This window comes from Stutzerimonas stutzeri, from assembly GCF_002909485.1.
Classification (GTDB): domain Bacteria; phylum Pseudomonadota; class Gammaproteobacteria; order Pseudomonadales; family Pseudomonadaceae; genus Stutzerimonas; species Stutzerimonas stutzeri_AH.
Genome location: NZ_PPXG01000001.1, coordinates 1 through 19,526, shown reverse-complemented (window position 1 = coordinate 19,526; position 19,526 = coordinate 1). Strand labels below are relative to the sequence as shown.

Here is a 19,526-nt window from a genome sequence, read left to right as displayed (position 1 = left end):
GCTGGCTCCTGGGCACGCTCATACCGCGCCCTGCTCGTGCAAGCGCTGAATGTCGCCGGGGGCGTAACCCAGCTCGGCCAGCAGGCTGTCAGTATGCTGGCCCAAGGCGGGGATTGGGTCCATGCGCGGGGCGAAGGCACTGTTGCGCCCCGGCGGCAGCAGCGCAGGCAGGCGACCGGCCGGGCTGTCCACCTCGCTCCATCGCTGGCGCGCCTTGAGCTGCGGATGCGCCCAGACACCCGCCATGTCGTTGACATGCGCATTGGCGATGGGCGCGGCATCCAGCCGGGCGATCACCTCTTCGGCGCTCAGGCGACTGAACGCCTCGACGATGAGCGCACGCAATTCGGTGCGATGCTCCGAACGCCGGGCGTTGCTCGAGAAGCGCTCGTCCTGCGTCAGTTCCGGCTGCAGCAGCACCTTGTCGCAGAACGCCAGCCACTCACGCTCGTTCTGCAGACCGAGCATCACCGTGCCGCCGTCGCCGGTGGGGAACGGGCCGTAGGGGTAGATGGTGGCGTGGGCGGCGCCGGCACGCGGCGGCGGCGGCGCGCCCTTGTAGGCGTAATACAACGGGTAGCCCATCCACTCCACCAGGCTTTCGAGCATGGAGACGTCGACGCGGCTGCCCTCGCCCGTCTTGTCGCGCAGCATCAGCGCCGAGAGCACTCCGGTGTAGGCGTACATGCCCGCGGCGATATCGGCGATGGAGCAGCCGGCCTTGGCCATCTCGGTTTCGCCCGGCCCGCCAGTGACGGAGAGGAAGCCGCCCTCGCTCTGGATCAGCAGGTCATAGGCCTTCTTCTGCTCGTAGGGACCGCCTTCGCCGTAGCCGGAGATGTCGCAGACGATCAGCCGCGGAAAGCGCTCGTGCAGCGCCTCGAAGGACAGCCCCATGCGCGCCGCGGCACCGGGCGCCAGGTTCTGCACCAGCACGTCGGCCTTGGTCAGGAGCTGGTCGAGCACCTGGGCGGCGGCGTCCTGTTTCACGTCCAGGCTCAGGCTTTCCTTGGAGCGGTTGGTCCAGACGAAATGCGAGGCCAGCCCGTCGACCCGCTCGTCGTAGCCGCGGGCGAAGTCGCCGGCACCGGGCCGCTCGATCTTGATCACCCGCGCGCCGAGGTCGGCCAGCTGGCGCGTGCAGAACGGCGCGGCGATGGCGTGCTCGAGGCTGACCACGGTGATGCCATCGAGTGGGCGGGGTTTGACTTGGGTGTCGTTCATGTTCGGTTCCTGCAAATTCGGCGTAGGGTGGAAATCGCCGAAGCCATTTCCACGCGTTTGTTCAAGTCCCCGTGACTCTGGCGCCCTGTTGGTGGATGAGGCTTCGCCGTCATCCACCCTACAAGTCACGCAAGCGCGCCCAGCTGCTGCAGCTTGCGTAGGCGCCAGACCTTGTCGATCAGCACGCCCGCCTCGCCATCGCTACGCGCAGCGGAGAACTGAACCAGGCGGCGAAACTTGTCCTCCAGCTCGGCGCGGCTCAGCGTGTTGCCCGGGTCGCCCTTCGGCTCGTCGATGGCGCCGTGCAGCGTACGGCCGTCGGTGGTGGTCACGTCGACGCGACCGAGCCAGCGCGCCGGGTAGGCGCCGTCCACCTCTGGATCGAGGGTCATCGAGACCCTCTCGCAAAACTCGCCGACGCGCGGGTCGCTGAGCGCATGGCTGTGGAATTCGGTCAGGCCGGCCTTGCCGTACAGGGCGATCAACCCCAGCACGGTGCCCATGGAGAACTTCGCCTGATGGACACTTTGTGGCACGGTCACGCGACCGAGCACGTCGATCGCCCCCTGATGCACGCGGGTGGTGACGCTGGAAATGTCATCGGCGTGCAGGCCTTCTCGCCGCATCAGCGCCAGCAGCGCATCGGCGGCCGGATGGGTATGCCGGCAGGAGGCGTGGAACTTGAACGAGGTTTCCGCCAGCGCCCAGCGGGTGCCGAGGCGGTCGGACAGCTTGCTCGGATCGGCATCGCTGGACATACCGGCAGCCATGCCCTGCTCTCCTTCGAGGATGTCCTGCGCGCCGGCCAGGCCATCGGCGGTCAGGTAGGCGGCGAGCAGGCCATCGGCAGCCGCCTTGGCGGTGTGCAGCTGCTTGGAGTCCGCCGCGTCACGGAGAAACTCCCACAGCCCCGCCGCTTGCGTACCGGCGCTGCCGAGCAGATGGGTGAACTGCTGCTGGTCGAAATCCATCAGCTTGCCCACCGCTACCGCCGCCGCCAGCGTGCCGACGGTCGCGGTGGTGTGGAAGATGCGGTAATGCGAGCGGCCGAGGAATTCGCCGATGCGGATACCCGCCTCGTAGCCGGCGACCGAGGCCACCAGAAGCTCGCGGCCGGACTTGCCCAGATCCTGCGCCGCCGCCAGCGCGGCCGGGAATACCACCGTGGCCGGGTGCAGCACGGAGCTGTTGTGCAGATCGTCCTGCTCCACCAGGTGCGAGCTGGCGGCGTTCACCAGCGCGGCGAAATAGGCCGAGCTGCTCTGGCCGTTGACCAGAATGCACGCCGGCCCGTCGGCCGGGCCCATTCTCTGCGCGTAACGCTCGAACAGCGGAATCGGATGCGAGCCTGCGCTGGCCAGGGCCGAGCCGAGCCAGTCGAGAAAGAGGTCTTCGGTGCGGGCCAGCACCGGCTCGGGGATCTGCTCGTAGGCAAGCCCGGCGAGGAATTCGGTCAGGGCACGGGTGTGCTGGCTCATGCGTTGGGCTCCAGCGGATTCTCTAACGGAATGGACAGTTCGATGAGGTTCTGGTCGGGGTCGCGCACATACACCGAGCGGATCGGTCCGGTCGCCCCGGTGCGCTGCACCGGACCTTCGACGATGGCGACCTGCTGCGCCTGGAGATGGGCGATCACCTCGGCCAGCGGTGTGGCGACGATAAAGCAGAGGTCCGCCGAACCCGGCGTCGGCCGCTCGGCCTTGGGTTCGAATTCGCGTCCGGCCTGGTGCAGGTTGATCTTCTGGTTGCCGAAGGCGAGCGCCTTGCGCCCTTCGCCGAAGGTCACCGCCTGCATGCCGAGCACGCGGGTGAAGAAGTCGATCGTTGCCTCGAGGTCGGCGACGGTCAGCACCAGGTGGTCGAGATGGCTGATATTCATGACGCACTTCCTCTTTTTTGTAGGGTGGAAATCGCGAAGCATTTCCACCACCTGTGTCGCCTGTTTCGATACGCATGGAAAAGGCTTCGCCGTTTTCCACCCTACATTTGGCTTCGTTAAAACGAGCGCGGCAGCTCCAGCAGATGCTCCGCCACGTACGACAGGATCAGGTTGGTCGAGATCGGCGCCACTTGGTACAGCCGCGTCTCGCGGAACTTGCGCTCGACGTCGTATTCGTTGGCGAAGCCGAAGCCACCGTGGGTCTGCAGGCAGGCGTTGGCCGCTTCCCAGCTGGCCTTGGCAGCCAGATACTTGGCCATGTTGGCGGCGGCGCCGGCGTTGCGGCCGCTGTCGTATTCCTCGCAGGCACGCCAGCGCATCAGGTCGGCGGCCTCGATCTCGATGTGCGCCTCGGCAATCGGGAACTGCACGCCCTGGTTCTGGCCGATAGGCCTGCCGAACACCACGCGATCACGGGCGTAGGCGGCGGACTTCTCGACAAACCAGCGACCATCCCCGATGCACTCGGCGGCGATCAGGGTGCGTTCGGCATTCAGACCGTCGAGGATGTAGCGGAACCCCTTGCCCTCCTCACCGATCAGGCTGCTGGCGGGGATTTCCAGGTTGTCGAAGAACAGCTCGTTGGTCTCGTGATTGACCATGTTGGCGATCGGCTGCACGGTCAGGCCGTTGCCGATGGCTCCACGCAGATCGACCAGGAAGATCGACATGCCTTCGGACTTGCGCTGCACCTCGGCCAGCGGCGTGGTGCGTGCCAGCAGGATCATCAGGTCCGAATGCTGAATGCGCGAGATCCACACTTTCTGCCCGTTGATCACGTACTTGTCGCCCTGCTTCACCGCGGTGGTCTTGATCTTGGTGGTGTCGGTACCAGTAGTGGGCTCGGTGACGCCCATGGACTGCAGCCGCAATTCCCCGCTGGCCAGCTTCGGCAGGTAGTAGCGCTTCTGTTCTTCGCTGCCGTGCCGGAGCAGCGTAAACATGTTGTACATCTGCCCATGAACGGTGCCGGAGTTGCCCCCGCAGCGGTTTACTTCTTCGAGAATCACCGAAGCTTCGGCCAACCCAAGCCCAGATCCGCCGTACTCTTCCGGGATCATCGCTGACAGCCAGCCGGCCTCGGTCAACGCCTTGACGAAGGCGACCGGGAAGCTTTTCTCCTCATCGAGCTTGCGCCAGTATTCGGCCGGAAAATCGGCGCAGAGCGCACGTACGCCTTCGCGGATGGCATTCAGTTCTTCGTTCTTGTGCAGGGTCATCTCGGTTCCTCAAAAACTGGCGATGCTGCATTGCGTATTGCTGATGGGTGGAGAGATGTGGACTTGCCCCCATCCTTGTCGGCTGGCCTCTTCCCCTCACCCCAGCCCTCTCCCTCAGGGAGAGGGGGCTGCTTATGTGCTTGGCTCGACTGACTGGTGTTGCTTCACTTGGGAAGCTCGCCAGCTACGTATCTCCGCGACCCCCGTCCCCCTGCTGAAGCAGTCCCCTCGCCCCTCCGGGGAGAGGGTTAGGGTGAGGGGGGAAGCAACCACTCGATCAGTCGAATTCCACTTCCGCTTTCTGCGCCAGGCCGTTGTGATCGCCGGCCCAGAGTTTGGCCTTACCCGGCTCAACGATTCGACCTCCGACCTCAAACTCCTGCGGCACCACCAGAGGACGCAGGCCGCGGTAGGCGAAGCGGCGCAAGCGTGCATCCGGATGGGCACGGCAGAAGGCCCGCAGGTTGAGCGTGGCGATCAATGGGCCGTGTACAACCAGGCCCGAGTAGCCTTCGGTTTCAGTGACGTAGGGCCAGTCGTAATGAATGCGGTGGCCGTTGAAGGTGACGGCTGAATAACGGAACAGCAGGGTTGGCGTCGGGGTAACGGCCTCCAGCCAATCGCCGGCTACCATCGGCTCACCGCTGCTGGTTTTTGGCGGGCTGGGTTCGCGGTAGACGATGTCCTGCTCTTCGCGGATGGCCAGGCGCCCGTCCTGCAGATAGTCGTGCTGCACCGTGACGAATAGCAGTGCGCCTGTGCGGCCGTGCTTTTCCTCGATGTGCTTGATGGTGGATACGCGATTCGCCTCGGACCCGGCCGTCAAAGGCTCGATGAACTCGACACGCCCGCCGGCCCACATGCGGTTGCGGTTGTCGGCTGGCGGCAGAAACCCACCACGCGCCGGATGACCGTCTTCGCCCAGGCCAATTTCGGGTAAGGGCTCCTGAAAGAAGCACCATTGCCACAACGGCGGCAGTGCTTCGCCATGGGCAGGGGTGGCTTCGCCGAGCGTTGCAGCAATGCGCATCAGCAGGTTGCGGCTGAGCTGGTCATGGACTTCTTCGCTACGGCCGATCCAGGCAGTTACGTCGGTCATCTGAGGCTTCCGGCTGTATTGTTTCAGAAAGAATGCACCACGCCCGGCATACTGAGAATTTGCAATTACCGAGACCGGCGTTCGGCTAAGCTGAACGCCCACTGACTCTTCGAGCGTGCACATGCATTTCGATCTGGTCGATCTTCGCCTCTTCATTCACATCGCCGAATCGCCCAGCCTGACTCAGGGCGCACGCCGCGCCCACTTGTCGCCAGCGGCGGCCAGCGCCCGCATCAAGGCGCTGGAAAGCCAGCTGTACAGCCGCTTGCTGTATCGCGACAGCCGCGGTGTTGAGCTGACGCCGGCCGGGTGCAAGCTGCTGCAGCATGCGCGGCTGATCATGCGTCAGGTTGATTACCTGAAAAGCGAGTTCACCGAATACGGCACCGATGCCGCCGGGCACATCCGCATATTCGCCAATACCACGGCGGTGACCGAGTTCCTCCCGGAAGTGCTGGCCGGCTTTCTCGCTCAACGTCCGGGCGTAACGGTGGATCTGCAGGAACGCCTGAGCCGCGACATCGTGCGAGGTGTGCTGGACGGCAGCACGGACATGGGCATCATCGCAGGCCCGGTGTGCGCCGACGGGCTGCAGGTGCTGCATTTCAGTACCGACAGGTTGCTGCTCGCCGTGCCGATCGGCCATGCGTTGGCGAACGAACCACGCGTGACGCTGCGCCAGACCCTGCACTATCAGCACATCGGGTTGCATGAAGGCAGTACGCTGCTGACCTTCCTGCGCGATCAGGTGGAAAAGCTGGGTAGTCAGTTGTCCCTGCGCATCCAGTTATCCAGCTTCGAGGCGGTGTGTCGGATGATCGAGGCTGGCGTCGGGATCGGCATCATTCCGGAATCCGCAGCACGGCGACATAGCCGCACCATGCAGCTTGCGCTGGTGACTCTGGACGAGCCCTGGGCGGTGCGCGAACGCAGCATCCTGGTCCGCGAACTGGACGCACTGCCCGGCAGCGTGCGCGCGCTGATTGCGACCCTGGTCCCCAGCCACAACGCGTGAGCGAACGTTACGTCCCGGATGCTGCCGAAAGGCGGGTAGCCCCGCTTCGGCGGACCATCGCAGGGAGCCCCAATGTCCGCACTCACCAACAGGCTGTTTCGCCTGTATCACCGGGTAACCGGCAGCATCGCGTTTTACCCCACGCTAATCGCCGTTGGCCTCGCCGGCCTGTGCATCGTATCCATCGTGCTTGAGATGACATGGCTGCAGTCATACAAAGAAGATCTGGACCTGGGGTTGGTTAAGAACGCTGAGAACGCCCGCCTGATTCTCGGGACGCTGGTCGCCGGCATCATCTCGTTGATGGTATTCAGCTTCTCGATGGTGATGGTGGTGCTCAACTCAGCCGCCTCGTCGCTGTCGCCGCGGGTCATTCCCGGGCTGATCAGCAGCCGCAGTCATCAGGTGGTGCTCGGCGTCTACCTCGGCACGATCATCAACTCGCTGATGCTGATCTCAACGATTCAGGAAGGCGACGATATCAACGTACCGAGCCTGGGCATCTTTCTGGCGCTTGGCCTCGGCGTCATTTGTTTGTGCCTGTTCGTTTACTTCATCCGCTCCATTTCTCTATCGATCCAGGTCGACTTCATCCTCAGCCGCGTCTACAAGCAAACCCATGCCCAGCTGCAACAGCGCATCGAGCGACTGGAGCACTGCAAGGTCGCAGAATGGCCGGACGACAGCGATTGGCAGACGATCCGGGCGCGGCGCTCCGGCTATTTCAAGGCACTGAACATTTCTGCCGCGCAGGCGCTGCTCGACGAACAGGACGCCTGCATGACCGTGCAGGTGCACTATGGCTTTTTCGTCATGCCTGGGCACCCACTGATACGACTGAACCGCGAGCTGGACGAACGCTGCGTGGCGCAGCTGCTCGACTGTTTCGATTTCTACGTCGAGGAATACGCCCACCGGCATTTCTTCTTCGGCTTCAAGCAGATCATCGAGATTGCCGTACGCGCGCTAAGCCCGGGCATCAACGATCCGGGAACGGCGATCAAGGCGATCGACATGATGGGCGTGCTGCTCAGCGAACGGATGAAGTTGCCGGACCACGATGTCGCCCCCGAGCAAGGCGCGCCACGGATCTTCCTCAGCGAGCTCGATCTGCATCAGATGCTCCTGCTGGCGTTCGGCTCGCTGCGCGCTTACGGCAAAGAGGATCTGCAGGTGCTGCTGACCTTGCTTCAGGCGTGCAAGAACCTTTTGTTCAGTGCGACGGACGCCGAGGACGAGCGCGTAATCCTGCGCCACGCTCAAGCAATCCTCGAACAGGCGGCTGCCTCGCTAGACGGCGCATTGGATCGGCAGGCTGTAGCCGAGGCGGTGCAGCTATTAAATCTGGCCGTACGACACGCAGCGCCGCTGGAGAACACCCTCGCCAGGCAGTGCTGAAAGACGTGCTCTACCCGATAGCAGCGGCGTGGTGTCGCTCGCTTACTCAGCACTTCAATCCAGCTCTTTTAAACCAAACAGTTGCCTTCCGACGTTCACAATACAAAACGCACCGCGACTTGTTTTCAGCTATCTCGTTATTTAGGGTGTTACCGATGAAAACCTTGATTGCACCTATCAGCTCCCTGCTCGCTGGCGTGGCACTGCTTCTGCTGGGACACGGGCTGCTCAATACCCTGCTTACACTACGCGGCGTTGCCGAAGGCTATTCGACCGGTCTGATCGGTCTGCTGATGTCCGGCTATTTCGCAGGCTTCTTGATCGGCACCTGGCTTGCACCATCGCTGATCCGGCGCATCGGCCATATCCGCACCTTTGCCTTCTATGCCGCGCTTGCGGCGGTGGCTGTGCTGTTGCACGTGCTGATCGTAAACCCGTGGGTATGGCTGGTGCTGCGGGTGCTCTACGGCGTTTCGCTGGTCACGCTGTACATGGTTATCGAAAGTTGGCTGAACGCTCAGGTCAGCGGCGAGAAGCGCGGCCAGGTATTTGCTCTGTACATGGCGGTTAACCTCGGCGCGCTAGCGGCCGCTCAACAGCTGTTGAGCCTCGATACGCCGATGAACTTCACGCTGTTCGCGCTGGCGGCGATTCTCATCAGCAGCGCGCTGATGCCGATCACCCTGACCCGCCAGGCGCAACCCGCGCTGCCGGACATGCCGGCCACCGACTTGCTGCAACTGGCCCGTATCGCTCCGCTGCCGTTGATGGCAGCCGGTATTTCCGGGCTCACACTGGGCGGCTTCTGGGGCCTGGCGCCGGTGTATGCGAGCCAGGTCGGTTTCGATGCGGCCGGCGTCGGCCTGCTGATGAGTATCACCATCCTTGGTGGCGCAGTGCTGCAATGGCCGATCGGGCTGTTCTCGGACAAACATGACCGGCGCGTGGTGCTGCTCTGGGTGGTGGCGATCGCCGCGGTGCTGGCATTGATCATCACACCAATTCTCGCGGGCTCTTTGCTGCTGGGGCTGATGTTCCTCTGGGGCGGACTGGCATTCTCGATCTACTCGATCGCTGTGGCCCAGATGGTCGACCAGCTGAATCCGGACGAGATCCTATCCGGCTCCAGCGGCCTGTTGCTGGCCAACGGTTTCGGTGCAGCATTCGGGCCGGTAGTCGCAGGTGGCTTGATGCATCTGTTTGGCGCCATCGCGCTGCCACTGTTCTTCGCGGTGACGTTGGGCATTCTTGCAATCTACTCGTTCTGGCGCCCGCGCCGCGTTGTGGATCTGGTGACCGAACCGCACGGCCACTTCACGCCGATGCTGCGTACCAGCCACACGGTGTTGGAGCTGATGCCTGACACACCAGAAGTCGAACCCGCGCCAGCAGCGGCCGATGAGGCCGAGATGGTCGACGAACATCCGGCTGCTCAGGAAGAGCCCGTTTCGCCACGAACAGGCACCCTATAAACCCAAGCAAGGCGGGGCCATGGCGGCCATGGGCCGGTCAGAATTCAATTTTGCCGCGCCCTGCCTTGATCGCACCACGCTTGCTCTTGCCCTCCAGCCTGCGCTTCTTCGAACCAAGCGTCGGCTTGGTCGGGCGGCGTGCCTTCTCCACCTTGGCCACGCTGCGAATCAAGTCTGCCAAGCGCTCCAGTGCGTCGAGACGATTCTGCTCCTGAGTACGATAACGCTGCGCCTTGATGACTACCACGCCCTCGCCGGTGATCCGGCTGTCACGCAGAGCCAACAGTCGCTCCTTGTAGAACGCAGGTAAAGAAGACGCCTGAATGTCGAAGCGTAGGTGCAAGGCGCTGGATACCTTGTTGACGTTCTGGCCGCCCGCCCCCTGGGCGCGTATGGCGGTCAGCTCGATCTCGGCATCAGGCAACTGCACGGTATTGGAAATTTCCAGCATGAAAGCTCGCGACGGAGACGATAGACGCCTGTGATTGTCCTATGCCGTGCGTGCCGCCGACACACTTTTTAGAACATTGCCCACCTGATGCCAGCAGTCGTTCGGCTAAGGTAATCCCCCGCCCCCAACGGATCTGAACATGGACTCGATCACCCAGGCCCTGCTTGGCGCCAGCGTGCAAGGCGTGATGCTCGGCCGCTGGCAGGGCCGCAAGGCGCTCGTTTATGGCGCCGTACTCGGCACACTGCCGGATCTAGATGTGGTCATCGACTACGGCGATGCGGTCGCCAACATGACCTATCACCGCGGCTTCAGCCATTCGCTGTTCGTTCTGAGCCTGCTCGCCGTTCTGCTGACCTGGCTGATCAGGCGATTCCGCCCAGACGAGCGATACACCGGTACACGACTGTTCCTCAGCATCTGGCTGGTGCTGATCACTCACGTCCTGCTGGACGCCTTCACCAGCTATGGCACCCAGCTGCTCTGGCCGCTGACCACGCCTCCTATCGCCTGGTCCAGTGTGTTCATCATCGATCCTCTCTACAGCGTGCCGCTGCTCGTTGCGGTGCTAGTGGGTCTGCTGTTTGGCCTGCGCGAACGCACAGCGAAATGGCCCGCCTACGCCCTGGCCATTTCCACCTGTTACCTGGGGTTCACGTTGGCCGGCAAACAGATGGCCGAACACCGCGTGCAGGCCACCATGGCCAGCCAAGGAATTCAGGCGGAGCAGATGTTCAGCACGCCAACACCTTTCAACAGCTTGCTGTGGCGGGTGATCCTCGTGGATGGCGAGCACTATTACGAAACGCTGGTCAGCTGGTGGGACGACGCGCCGCCGACGCTGGTGCGCTTGCCGCGCAACGCTCATCTGGCTGCCGAGCTGCGTGGCTCAGAGCAATACGAGCGATTGAAGTGGTTTACCGGGAACGTGCTGCGCTATGACGTGGATGACGACCAGCTGCTGGTAACCGATTTACGATTGGGCATGACAGGCTTTCATCCATTCCGCTTCCCGCTGGCGGAGCGCTCCATCGAAGGCTGGCGCCTGATCGAGCAGCCCGAGCGCCTACCGGCCAATCGAGGCGACATGAGCCGCCTGGCAAGCTTGTGGCAACGGATCTGGCAACAGGAGCCGGCGCTACCCCTGGCAGCCTGGGCGGCCGAGCTGAACGGAAGTCGCTGAGTAAGCGGCTCGAAGCCCGAGCCGCTTATCTCCCCACCACGCGTCAGGTTCGGAACTGACGGACCAGTTCCTGCAGCTCCAGACCCAGACGTGCCAGCTCAGCGCTGGCGCTGGCAGTATGCTCCGTGGCACTGGCGCTCTGATCGCCGATATCCCGGACGCGGGTCACGCTTTCGGAAATGTTCTCTGCTACGGCGCTCTGCTGCTCGGCCGCTGCAGCAATCTGCTGGTTCATCTGTTCGATGGTAGACACCGACTCGGTGATCCGTCCCAGTGCGACACCTGCCTCGTTAGCCAGGCCCACAGTGCTCTGAGTAAGGTCCCGACTGGTCTGCATCTGCTCAACTGCCTGCTGCGCCACCCGCTGCAGATTCGCGATCAGCCCTTCGATCTCCTCGGTGGAATCATGGGTGCGCCGCGCCAATGCACGGACCTCGTCGGCCACCACTGCAAACCCGCGGCCCTGCTCGCCGGCACGGGCCGCTTCAATGGCTGCATTGAGTGCCAACAGGTTAGTCTGCTCGGCAACCGCACGGATCACCTCGAGCACGCTGCCGATACGCCCGCTTTCGGCGTGCAACGCTTCGATCGCATGGGCCGATTGATCCACCTCCCCGGCCAGGTTGCCGATCTGCTTAACCGCATCCTGCACCACCAGATCCCCTTGGCGCGCCTGCTGGTCCGCCTGGCGAGCAGCGATGGAAGCCTGCTCGGCATTGCGCGCAACTTCCTGCACGGTGGCAGCCATCTCATGCATCGCCGTGGCCACTTGCTCCGTTTCGACCCGCTGAGTCTGTACGCCGGCACTGGTCTGCGCGGTCACAGCTGAAAGCTGGTCGGCAGCAGCCGCAATCTGGCTGACGCCTCCACCGATACGGCCGATCAGGTTGCGTAGGCTTTCGGTCATGCCGTGCATGGCATTCTGCAGTTGCCCGACCTCATCACGACGGGTGCTCGCCTCGGAATACGTCAAGTCGCCACTGGCAACACGCTGAGCTTGTTGAACAGTACTGCGAAGCGGGCCGACGATCATTCGCGAGATCAGCGTAGCAGCCAACAGCCCAACGAAGATTGCCAGCGCACCGATCACCCCGAGCAACATGTAGCTGCTGCTGCGCTGTTGCTGCATGGCCTTGCTGGCATTGGCCAGCGCCTCGTCAGCGGCAGCAATTACCACCTCCGACTGCTGGGCCATCGAACGTTCGAGCTCGAGCCGTTCACCGCGATTCTGGCGAAACTCGTCAAAGGCCAACCGGTACTGGTCGAGCTCGGCCAACGCCTTGTCCATGGACGCCTTTTGGTCGTCGTTCAGCCAAATCTTCAGGTTGCTGCCGATGGTGGTAACGTTCCCGTGCAGGTCGCTCCAGCTAGTGGCCGCTTCGTCAGAGCTGTTGGCGACGAATACGTTTTCCAAAGTGCGCATGTCCAGGATCTGCTTGGTCAGCCCGGATGTCGCTTCGGCAACGGTAAGCGGATCACTCCCCTTGAGCCGGTCGCCTTCCAGGCGCAACACCCGCACCGCGTCGTACATATCAAGCTCAATGAACTCGAACTCTTCACGGCTGACCTGCGCAGCGTCCTGCATTCGCGTGCGCAGAGCCACGCCCCGCTCGATCAACTGCATGTAACGGTCGAACTGTCGCCCATACTCTTCCGCAGCTTGGCTTATCCGGCTCAAGTAAGCCCGTTCGACTGCACTGGAGCTTGTCGTCAAGCCGGAAAGCTCTTCGCTGAGCTGTTGCAGCGACTTGTGCAACGCATCGGCAGAAGACTGCTGCCGGGTCAGAGCATAATCCCGCTCTGCACCGCGGGCCGACAGGATGGACGCGTTTACACTAGACAGCTGCTCGATCTGCTGAGCTCGGCCAAGAATCTCATCGACGGCTACAAATCCGGTGCTGGCTACGCCGAGTGTGAGCAGCAGTACCAGGCCAAAGCCGCCAACGAGTTTTTTGCCTACCGAAAGATTGGTGAATAGATTCGCCACTGGTTCCATCAGAGAGATTCCACAAAAAGAAGCACGATCGGGAAGTCGGCAGAGATTACTAATAGTTGAGTGTTTCAGCTGGATATTTTTGACGCCTTAGGACTGACAGCTGGAATGCTGACCGCCTTCGCCCTGGCGAATATATAACTCACTCCCTCGGACACGCGGGGAGTGCTTCGCAGAGGCCGTCCCTGAACTTTTAGCGTGATTCCGTCGGGCGAAAGCCAGCCCACGGGAAAAGCTCCGTGCTCCGAGTTAACACAGCCTATGGCAGGCTTGGCTAGTGCTGCAGGTGCCCGTACAGCCGAGCGTAAAGCCCACCATCGGCAATAAGCTGTTGATGGTCACCGTCTTCAGCGATGCGGCCTCCGTCGAAGACCAGCACGCGATCAGCCTGCTTCACCGCCGACAATCGGTGAGCGATGATCAAGGTCGTACGCCCCTGAAGAAACCGGTTGAGCCCTTGATGCAATGCGTATTCCGTCGCTGCATCCAGTGCAGAGGTGGCTTCGTCGAGAATCACAACTTTCGGCTCAGCGAGGATCATTCGCGCGACCGCCAAGCGTTGCCGCTGGCCTCCAGACAAGCGCACACCGGAACGCCCGACAATGCTGTCCAGGCCGCTCGGCAACTGGCGAATCGTATCTGCCAACTGAGCAATCTCCAGGGCTCGCCAGCAGGCCTCGTCATCGAGCTCACGCCCCATCATCAGATTGGCTCGTACGGTGTCGTTGAACAACGCCGGGTGCTGCAGCACCACCGCAACGTTATCGCGTACAGTGCCCAGCCCAATGTCTTCGATCGGTACGCCGCCGAAACGTATTTGCCCCGACTGCGGTTGATACAAGCCCAGCAGTAGCTGCACAAGCGTGCTCTTACCGCCCCCGCTGGCCCCTACGATGGCGACTTTCTCGCCTGGTGCGATGCTGAGGTCGAGCCCTTCGAGAATGGGCTCTTCCTGGTAGGCGAACCGCAAGCCGCGCACATCGATCGCGACTGTCGTCTGACCGGTGAACGGGTCGCGCCCACCGACATGCTGCGGCTCGTCCTCCCGCGCCAATAACTGGTTGATGCGGCCCAGCGCGCCGCCGGCGGCGTAGAAGGCATACTGCAGGCTCAGCAGTTGTTCCACCGGACCGATCATGAACCAGAGGTAACTGAACACCGCCAGCATTTGCCCAATCGACAGGTCTGAAAACAGTACGGTGAGCATCGCGGCGGCACGAAAAACATCGATACCGAACTGGAACAACAGCCCACTGGCCCGGTTTGACGCATCGGTCTTCCACTGCGAGGCGATCGCATAGTCGCGTACTTCCCGTGCGCGCAGGCCCAACCGCCCCAGAAAGAATCCCTGACGGTTACCGGCGCGCACCTCCTGAATAGCATCGAGGGTTTCGGTCAACGCCTGCGTGAAGCGCGACGTACTGTCGTTTTCCAGCTTCTTCAGGTGCTTTACCCGCTTACCCAATTGCACCGTGGCGTAGATCACCAACGGGTTGAACAAAAGGATCAGCAGCGCCAGTTGCCAGTGCATCCATACCAGAATGGCTGCCGTACCGATGATCGACAACACGGCGACGAGCAGACGACTGAGCGTGTCGCCGATGAATTTGTCGATGGTCTCCAGATCGGTAACCAGATGCGCGGCTACCGTACCGCCGCCGAGGCTTTCGTATTCTGCCAGAGCAATGCGCTTTAGCCGCTCGATCAAACGTATGCGAATGCGGTACACGATGTCCTTCGACAATCGCGCGAACAGACGCGCCTGCAGTACGTTGAACACTAGCGCAGAAGCCCGCAAAACCAGCGTTATGCCAAGCATGAGCCCGATGTAACCCGCCGCGCTTTCCCAGCCGGTCGGCAGGAAGCGGTCCATGACCTGTAACGCAGAGTCACCCGCTCCGAGCAGCACCTCGTCGACCAGCAACGGCAGTAATAATGGAATAGGCACACTGCAAAGCGTCGCTAACACGGCAACCAGATTTGCCAGTATCAGGGCTTTGCGGTGGTGCAGCGCGAGCCGACGGATCTCCGCCCAGCTGAGTTGGTCAACCATGGGCGTTGCGCTCCAGCCAACGTGCCAAAAGCGGCGCCAGGACAGGCAGCGTCTGATAACCGTTGGTGAGTAGGGCCAGTTGGCCCTCATGCTCGGCCAGCAAGGTCGGGAAGCCCGCAATACCCAGATTCTCCACCCAAGTGAAGTCAGCCGCGGTCGCTATCCTGGTGGCAGGGTCATCGTAACGCTCCGCGAACTGGCTGCGCGGCAGCCCTGCCTCCTCTGCCAGCTCTACCAACAATGCTGCCCGGGTCACGTCCTGCCCCCGCTCGTAGAATGCCTGCTGAATCAATAGTGACAATAACCAAACCCGTGCACCGTCTAGACCACGGGCTGCAACTAGGGCACGACAGACCGGCTCGGTGTCGTAGATCAATCCTTCAGGCAAACCTTGGTCAAAATTGAACGGCTGGCCAGTCGCCGAATGCACGGCCTGCCAGTAGGAAACCGTGCGCTCACGCCCGGCCTGATCCATCACCATCTGCTCACGGCGCAAACCGCCCACCCTCAGCTCGAGCGATACGCCCTGCCCCAGGGCCTGATCGGCCAGAGCCTGCATTACGGGGGCGAAACCCCAGCACCAGGAGCACATTGGGTCCATCACATAGATCAGTCGAGCCACTTCGATACTCCAATGGCGGGTTGGCGCAGCAGCCAGTTAACTCAGCGGTCCGGTGCTCGCGGGTCGCGGCCGATGGGATGCGGCTGATTGCGCTGACGCGCCAGCTCTATCTGTTTCTGCCGTTCGCGGGCGCCGGCGCGAGTCTTCTCACTCAACGTATCCCAGCAATGCGGACAACTGATACCCGAAGCGTAGTGCTCCGATTGCCGGTCTTCCACGGATAGCGGCGCGCGGCAGGCGTGGCATAGGTCGAACTCGCCGACACTGAGATCATGGCGTACGGTCACCCGGTTATCGAACACGAAGCAGTCACCCTGCCAGCGACTTTGCGCCTCGGGCACATCTTCCAGATACTTGAGGATGCCGCCTTTGAGGTGATAGACCTCTTCGAAACCCTCACCGAGCATGTAGCTCGACGCCTTTTCGCAACGAATTCCGCCAGTGCAGAACATCGCAACCTTCTTGTGCTTTGCCGGATCGTAGTGGGCCTTGATGTAGTCGGGAAACTCGCGAAACGAGTTCGTCTTGGGATCGACGGCGCCCTCGAACGTGCCGATCGCCACTTCGTAGTCGTTGCGCGTATCGATCAGCAGCACCTCGGGATCGGCGATGAGCTCGTTCCAGTCCCGCGGCTCCACGTAAGTCCCGACCCTCTTGTTGGGGTCGACACCCTCAACGCCAAGCGTGACGATCTCCTTCTTCAGCTTGACCTTGGTGCGATAGAACGGCTGCTCATCGCAGTACGATTCCTTGTGGTCGATATCGGCCAACCGAACATCGCGGCGGAACCAGTCGAGCAGCGCATCGATCGCCTCACGCGTACCGGACACGGTGCCATTAATGCCCTCTTCCGCGAGCAGCAGCGTCCCCTTGATGCCGTGTTGAAGAAGTGTTTCGAGCAGGGGTTCGCGTAGCGCAACGTGGTCAGGCAGCAATACGAACTTGTAAAGCGCTGCCACAACAATACTTTGTGTCATGAATACTTCCACCAGTGGTCACCCGCGTAAAGGGTGGACCGGATACAAACGAAAACGCCGGCGTGGGCCGGCGCGAACGAGAAGCCTAACAAAGAACGCGCAGCACGGTCCTGCGCAACAAAGCGCTACTTATGTCCGCCAGCACAGACAGGGGATGCAGGAACTGCAAGCTGTAGCGCCCATTCCTCAGGCGTATAGGTGTGCAAGGCAAGGGCGTGAATCTGTTGCATCATCTCGCCCATCGCCGCGTATGCCTTCTGATGACGCTTTACTGAATTCAGACCAGCAAACTGCTCGCTGACAATCACCGCTTTGTAGTGGGTTTCTTGCCCGCGGCTATGCGTATGGCTTTCATCGAGCACTTCAAGGTGCTCCGGCTGCAGGGTTTGCAGGGCATTTTGAATTAGATCGAGCTTGCGCATGCCTGGTTCTCTTAAGGCTTTTGGTTTTCGAGTTCAGCTGTCATATCTGACAGCAGCTTGTTCACTTCCGGTACTACGGCTTCCAACTTGACCTGGGTGAGCTGCGCTGAGCGCGCGTTGAGCTCCGGCAACTTGGTGAGCATCTTCTTGCCCAGCGGCGACTGATAGAAGTCGATCAGCTGGTTGAGCTCGGCCTCGGAAAAATGACTGGTGTACAGACTGACCAGATCAGGTTTCAGCTTGTCCCAACCTATAGCCTTGTCCAACGCCGCGTTAGCCTGAGCCTGATAACGTTCAAGCATCGCCTTCTTGTTCTCAGGTGCCTGAGTTTCGGCAAACCGTTGCGCGAACATCTGCTGCACCTGGGCATAAACGGGCACTGCGAGCCGGTCAGCATTGGCTAACTGCAGAAAGCGCTCTGCACTTCTCTCATGACCTGCATTGTCGGCGAAAGCCGATGAGCTGGCGCAGATAAACAGCATTGCACAGCGCAAGGCCTGGATACGAAACGTGGGCATAGGAAATCCCCGGGAAGGCTATAGGTAGCCCTCAATGGACACATTCTGCGCCGGTAGTTCCAATGCCTCAAGCAGCGAGACAACGTAACGGAACTGCCAATGCAGCAGCACAGCCTAAATCAGCACTATCGAGCAGGAGCATGGCATGACACGTATAGAAACCGACAGTCTGGGACAAGTCGAAGTACCGGAACAAGCATACTGGGGCGCACAGACACAACGCTCGCTGAGCAATTTCGCAATCGGCAGCGAGCGCATGCCGATCGAGGTGATGCATGCCCTAGCGCTGATCAAAAAAGCCGCAGCACGGGTAAACAATCGAATTGGTGATTTGCCCCCAGACATTGCTCGCCTGATCGAGCAAGCCGCGGATGAGGTTCTGCACGACCAACACGATGATCAGTTTCCATTAGTGGTTTGGCAGACTGGCAGCGGCACCCAGAGCAATATGAACGTCAATGAGGTCATTGCCGGGCGCGCCAACGAACTTGCCGGGGGTAATCGAGGTGGCAAAACACCCGTTCACCCCAACGACCACGTCAATCGTGCCCAGAGCTCAAATGACTGTTTTCCAACAGCAATGCATATTGCCGCGGCAAAAGCCGTCCAAGGCAATCTGCTGCCCGCGTTGGCAGAACTTTCGGGAGGACTGGCAGAGCTCGCCGCGCGGCACAACAAGCTAATCAAGACCGGACGCACCCATATGATGGATGCGACTCCAATCACCTTCGGCCAGGAGATGTCGGCGTTCGTCGCCCAGCTCGATATCGCCGAGCGTACGATTCGTCAGTGCCTGCCGGCTGTGTACGAGCTTGCCCAAGGGGGCACCGCTGTAGGAACCGGGCTGAACTCACCTCACGGCTTCGCAGAAGCGATTGCAGCTGAATTAGCGGCTCTCTCCGGGCTGCCGTTCGTCTCCGCACCTAATAAGTTCGCAGCGCTGGCTGGGCATGAGCCGTTAGTAGCCCTTTCCGGAGCGCTGAAAACGCTGGCAGTGGCGCTAATGAAATTGGCCAATGATCTTCGCTTGCTTAGCTCAGGCCCGCGCGGAGGCATTGCCGAGGTACGACTACCAGCTAACGAGCCAGGCAGTTCGATCATGCCTGGCAAGGTCAATCCAACCCAGTGCGAAGCATTATCAATGCTTGCCTGCCAGGTAATGGGTAACGACACAACGATTAGCTTTGCAGCAAGCCAGGGACATCTTCAACTGAATGTATTCAAGCCGGTGATCGTTCACAACCTGCTTCAATCCATCCAGCTTCTTTCCGATGGCTGCCGCAATTTCAATTCCCATTGCATTGCGGGGTTGGAACCAGATGCAGCGCGTATGGCAGAGCATCTTGAGCACGGACTTATGCTGGTAACGGCATTGAATCCCCATATCGGCTACGACAAAGCCGCTGAAATTGCTAAAAAGGCTTATGCGGAAGGCGCTACGCTGAGAGAGGCGGCCATGGAGCTTGGTTATCTGACCAGCGATGAATTCGACCAATGGGTCCGCCCTGAGACCATGCTTGAGTCTGGGCAGCGAGAGTGATAGTCGCGACAACGACGTTGATCAAATCCCGTCCACGCTCGTGACCGCGCTAACTCCTGCAGACATAAAAACCTGCAGGGATGTGGAACAGGACGGCAACTGCTCGTGCGAGCTTGCCTATTCCGTTACCGCACTCTTCCTGAACTTTCCTCCGCCCAAAAGCAAACCCCCGACCGGATTTCTCCGATCGGGGGTTTGGGGTAAGAGCTTGACGATGACCTACTCTCACATGGGGAAACCCCACACTACCATCGGCGATGCGTCGTTTCACTGCTGAGTTCGGGATGGGATCAGGTGGTTCCAACGCTCTATGGTCGTCAAGCAATTCGGTTGGGGAGTCGGTGTTGAGTCGCTTCCCCTAATTGGGTATGTGATGTCTGTTTCGGTGTTGCTTGCGAGT

Annotated in this window: 17 protein-coding genes and 1 rRNA gene; 5 read left to right on the top strand and 13 right to left on the bottom strand. The window is 61.2% G+C overall.

The features are described from left to right. Positions 1-18: 18 nt before the first annotated feature. From CXK91_RS00090 to CXK91_RS00070, 5 genes are all read right to left on the bottom strand, one after another. On the bottom strand, positions 19-1,224 hold the full coding sequence (locus tag CXK91_RS00090; protein ID WP_103454415.1) for a CaiB/BaiF CoA transferase family protein: 1,206 nt from the start codon (positions 1,222-1,224) through the stop codon (positions 19-21). Positions 1,225-1,349: 125 nt separating this feature from the next. Further along, positions 1,350-2,702, bottom strand: coding sequence for an MmgE/PrpD family protein (locus CXK91_RS00085; RefSeq protein WP_103454414.1), 1,353 nt, complete (start codon positions 2,700-2,702; stop codon positions 1,350-1,352). After that, positions 2,699-3,103, bottom strand: a complete 405-nt coding sequence (locus tag CXK91_RS00080; protein WP_103454413.1) for a VOC family protein — start codon at positions 3,101-3,103, stop codon at positions 2,699-2,701. The genes CXK91_RS00085 and CXK91_RS00080 overlap by 4 nt, the downstream gene beginning before the upstream one ends. Before the next feature lie 116 nt (positions 3,104-3,219). Beyond that, positions 3,220-4,383: an acyl-CoA dehydrogenase family protein gene (locus tag CXK91_RS00075; RefSeq protein ID WP_103454412.1), complete on the bottom strand. Its 1,164-nt coding sequence runs from the start codon at positions 4,381-4,383 to the stop codon at positions 3,220-3,222. Between the two features lie 277 nt (positions 4,384-4,660). Next, the gene (locus CXK91_RS00070; RefSeq protein ID WP_103454411.1) at positions 4,661-5,482 is read right to left on the bottom strand and encodes an FAS1-like dehydratase domain-containing protein; all 822 of its coding nucleotides are present in this window, start codon (positions 5,480-5,482) and stop codon (positions 4,661-4,663) included. Between the two features lie 121 nt (positions 5,483-5,603). On the opposite strand from CXK91_RS00070, the gene CXK91_RS00065 reads away from it, so the two are divergent. The 3 genes from CXK91_RS00065 (at position 5,604) to CXK91_RS00055 (ending at position 9,367) form a co-directional block, all read left to right on the top strand. After that, the gene (locus tag CXK91_RS00065) at positions 5,604-6,497 is read left to right on the top strand and encodes a LysR substrate-binding domain-containing protein (protein ID WP_103454410.1); all 894 of its coding nucleotides are present in this window, start codon (positions 5,604-5,606) and stop codon (positions 6,495-6,497) included. A gap of 72 nt (positions 6,498-6,569) precedes the next feature. After that, on the top strand, positions 6,570-7,895 hold the full coding sequence (locus CXK91_RS00060; protein WP_103454409.1) for a DUF2254 domain-containing protein: 1,326 nt from the start codon (positions 6,570-6,572) through the stop codon (positions 7,893-7,895). A 155-nt stretch (positions 7,896-8,050) separates the two neighbouring features. Next, positions 8,051-9,367 carry an MFS transporter gene (locus CXK91_RS00055; RefSeq protein ID WP_103454408.1) on the top strand — a complete coding sequence of 439 codons (1,317 nt, stop codon included), beginning with the start codon at positions 8,051-8,053 and terminating at the stop codon, positions 9,365-9,367. 37 nt (positions 9,368-9,404) lie between these two features. Here CXK91_RS00055 and arfB read toward each other — a convergent pair whose 3' ends face one another. Next, complete coding sequence (gene arfB, locus CXK91_RS00050) at positions 9,405-9,818, bottom strand: alternative ribosome rescue aminoacyl-tRNA hydrolase ArfB (protein ID WP_103454407.1); 414 nt, start codon at positions 9,816-9,818, stop codon at positions 9,405-9,407. A gap of 139 nt (positions 9,819-9,957) precedes the next feature. Between arfB and CXK91_RS00045 the strand changes: the two genes are divergently transcribed. Beyond that, a complete protein-coding gene (locus CXK91_RS00045) occupies positions 9,958-11,001 on the top strand; it encodes a metal-dependent hydrolase (protein WP_103454406.1) in 1,044 nt (347 codons plus the stop codon). Between the two features lie 43 nt (positions 11,002-11,044). Here the strand turns inward: CXK91_RS00045 and CXK91_RS00040 are convergent, their stop codons facing one another. The 6 genes from CXK91_RS00040 to CXK91_RS00015 form a co-directional block, all read right to left on the bottom strand. After that, the gene (locus tag CXK91_RS00040; RefSeq protein WP_103454405.1) at positions 11,045-12,997 is read right to left on the bottom strand and encodes a methyl-accepting chemotaxis protein; all 1,953 of its coding nucleotides are present in this window, start codon (positions 12,995-12,997) and stop codon (positions 11,045-11,047) included. Positions 12,998-13,268: 271 nt separating this feature from the next. Continuing rightward, positions 13,269-15,047 (bottom strand): ABC transporter ATP-binding protein, encoded by a 1,779-nt coding sequence (locus CXK91_RS00035; RefSeq protein WP_103454404.1) that lies wholly within the window; start codon positions 15,045-15,047, stop codon positions 13,269-13,271. Beyond that, positions 15,040-15,648, bottom strand: coding sequence for a DsbA family protein (locus CXK91_RS00030; RefSeq protein ID WP_256055779.1), 609 nt, complete (start codon positions 15,646-15,648; stop codon positions 15,040-15,042). The genes CXK91_RS00035 and CXK91_RS00030 overlap by 8 nt, the downstream gene beginning before the upstream one ends. Before the next feature lie 62 nt (positions 15,649-15,710). Further along, positions 15,711-16,646: a rhodanese-related sulfurtransferase gene (locus CXK91_RS00025; RefSeq protein WP_103454403.1), complete on the bottom strand. Its 936-nt coding sequence runs from the start codon at positions 16,644-16,646 to the stop codon at positions 15,711-15,713. Positions 16,647-16,771: 125 nt separating this feature from the next. Further along, positions 16,772-17,068 (bottom strand): BolA family protein, encoded by a 297-nt coding sequence (locus tag CXK91_RS00020; RefSeq protein ID WP_103454402.1) that lies wholly within the window; start codon positions 17,066-17,068, stop codon positions 16,772-16,774. Positions 17,069-17,079: 11 nt separating this feature from the next. Further along, positions 17,080-17,586, bottom strand: coding sequence for a DUF2059 domain-containing protein (locus CXK91_RS00015; RefSeq protein WP_103454401.1), 507 nt, complete (start codon positions 17,584-17,586; stop codon positions 17,080-17,082). A gap of 145 nt (positions 17,587-17,731) precedes the next feature. Here CXK91_RS00015 and CXK91_RS00010 point away from each other — a divergent pair, with 145 nt between their 5' ends. Beyond that, entirely contained in the window at positions 17,732-19,126 is a 1,395-nt protein-coding gene (locus CXK91_RS00010) for a class II fumarate hydratase (RefSeq protein ID WP_103454400.1), read from the top strand. 206 nt (positions 19,127-19,332) lie between these two features. On the opposite strand, the gene rrf is transcribed toward CXK91_RS00010, so the two are convergent. Then, positions 19,333-19,448, bottom strand: a 5S ribosomal RNA gene (rrf, locus tag CXK91_RS00005). Positions 19,449-19,526: the final 78 nt, after the last annotated feature.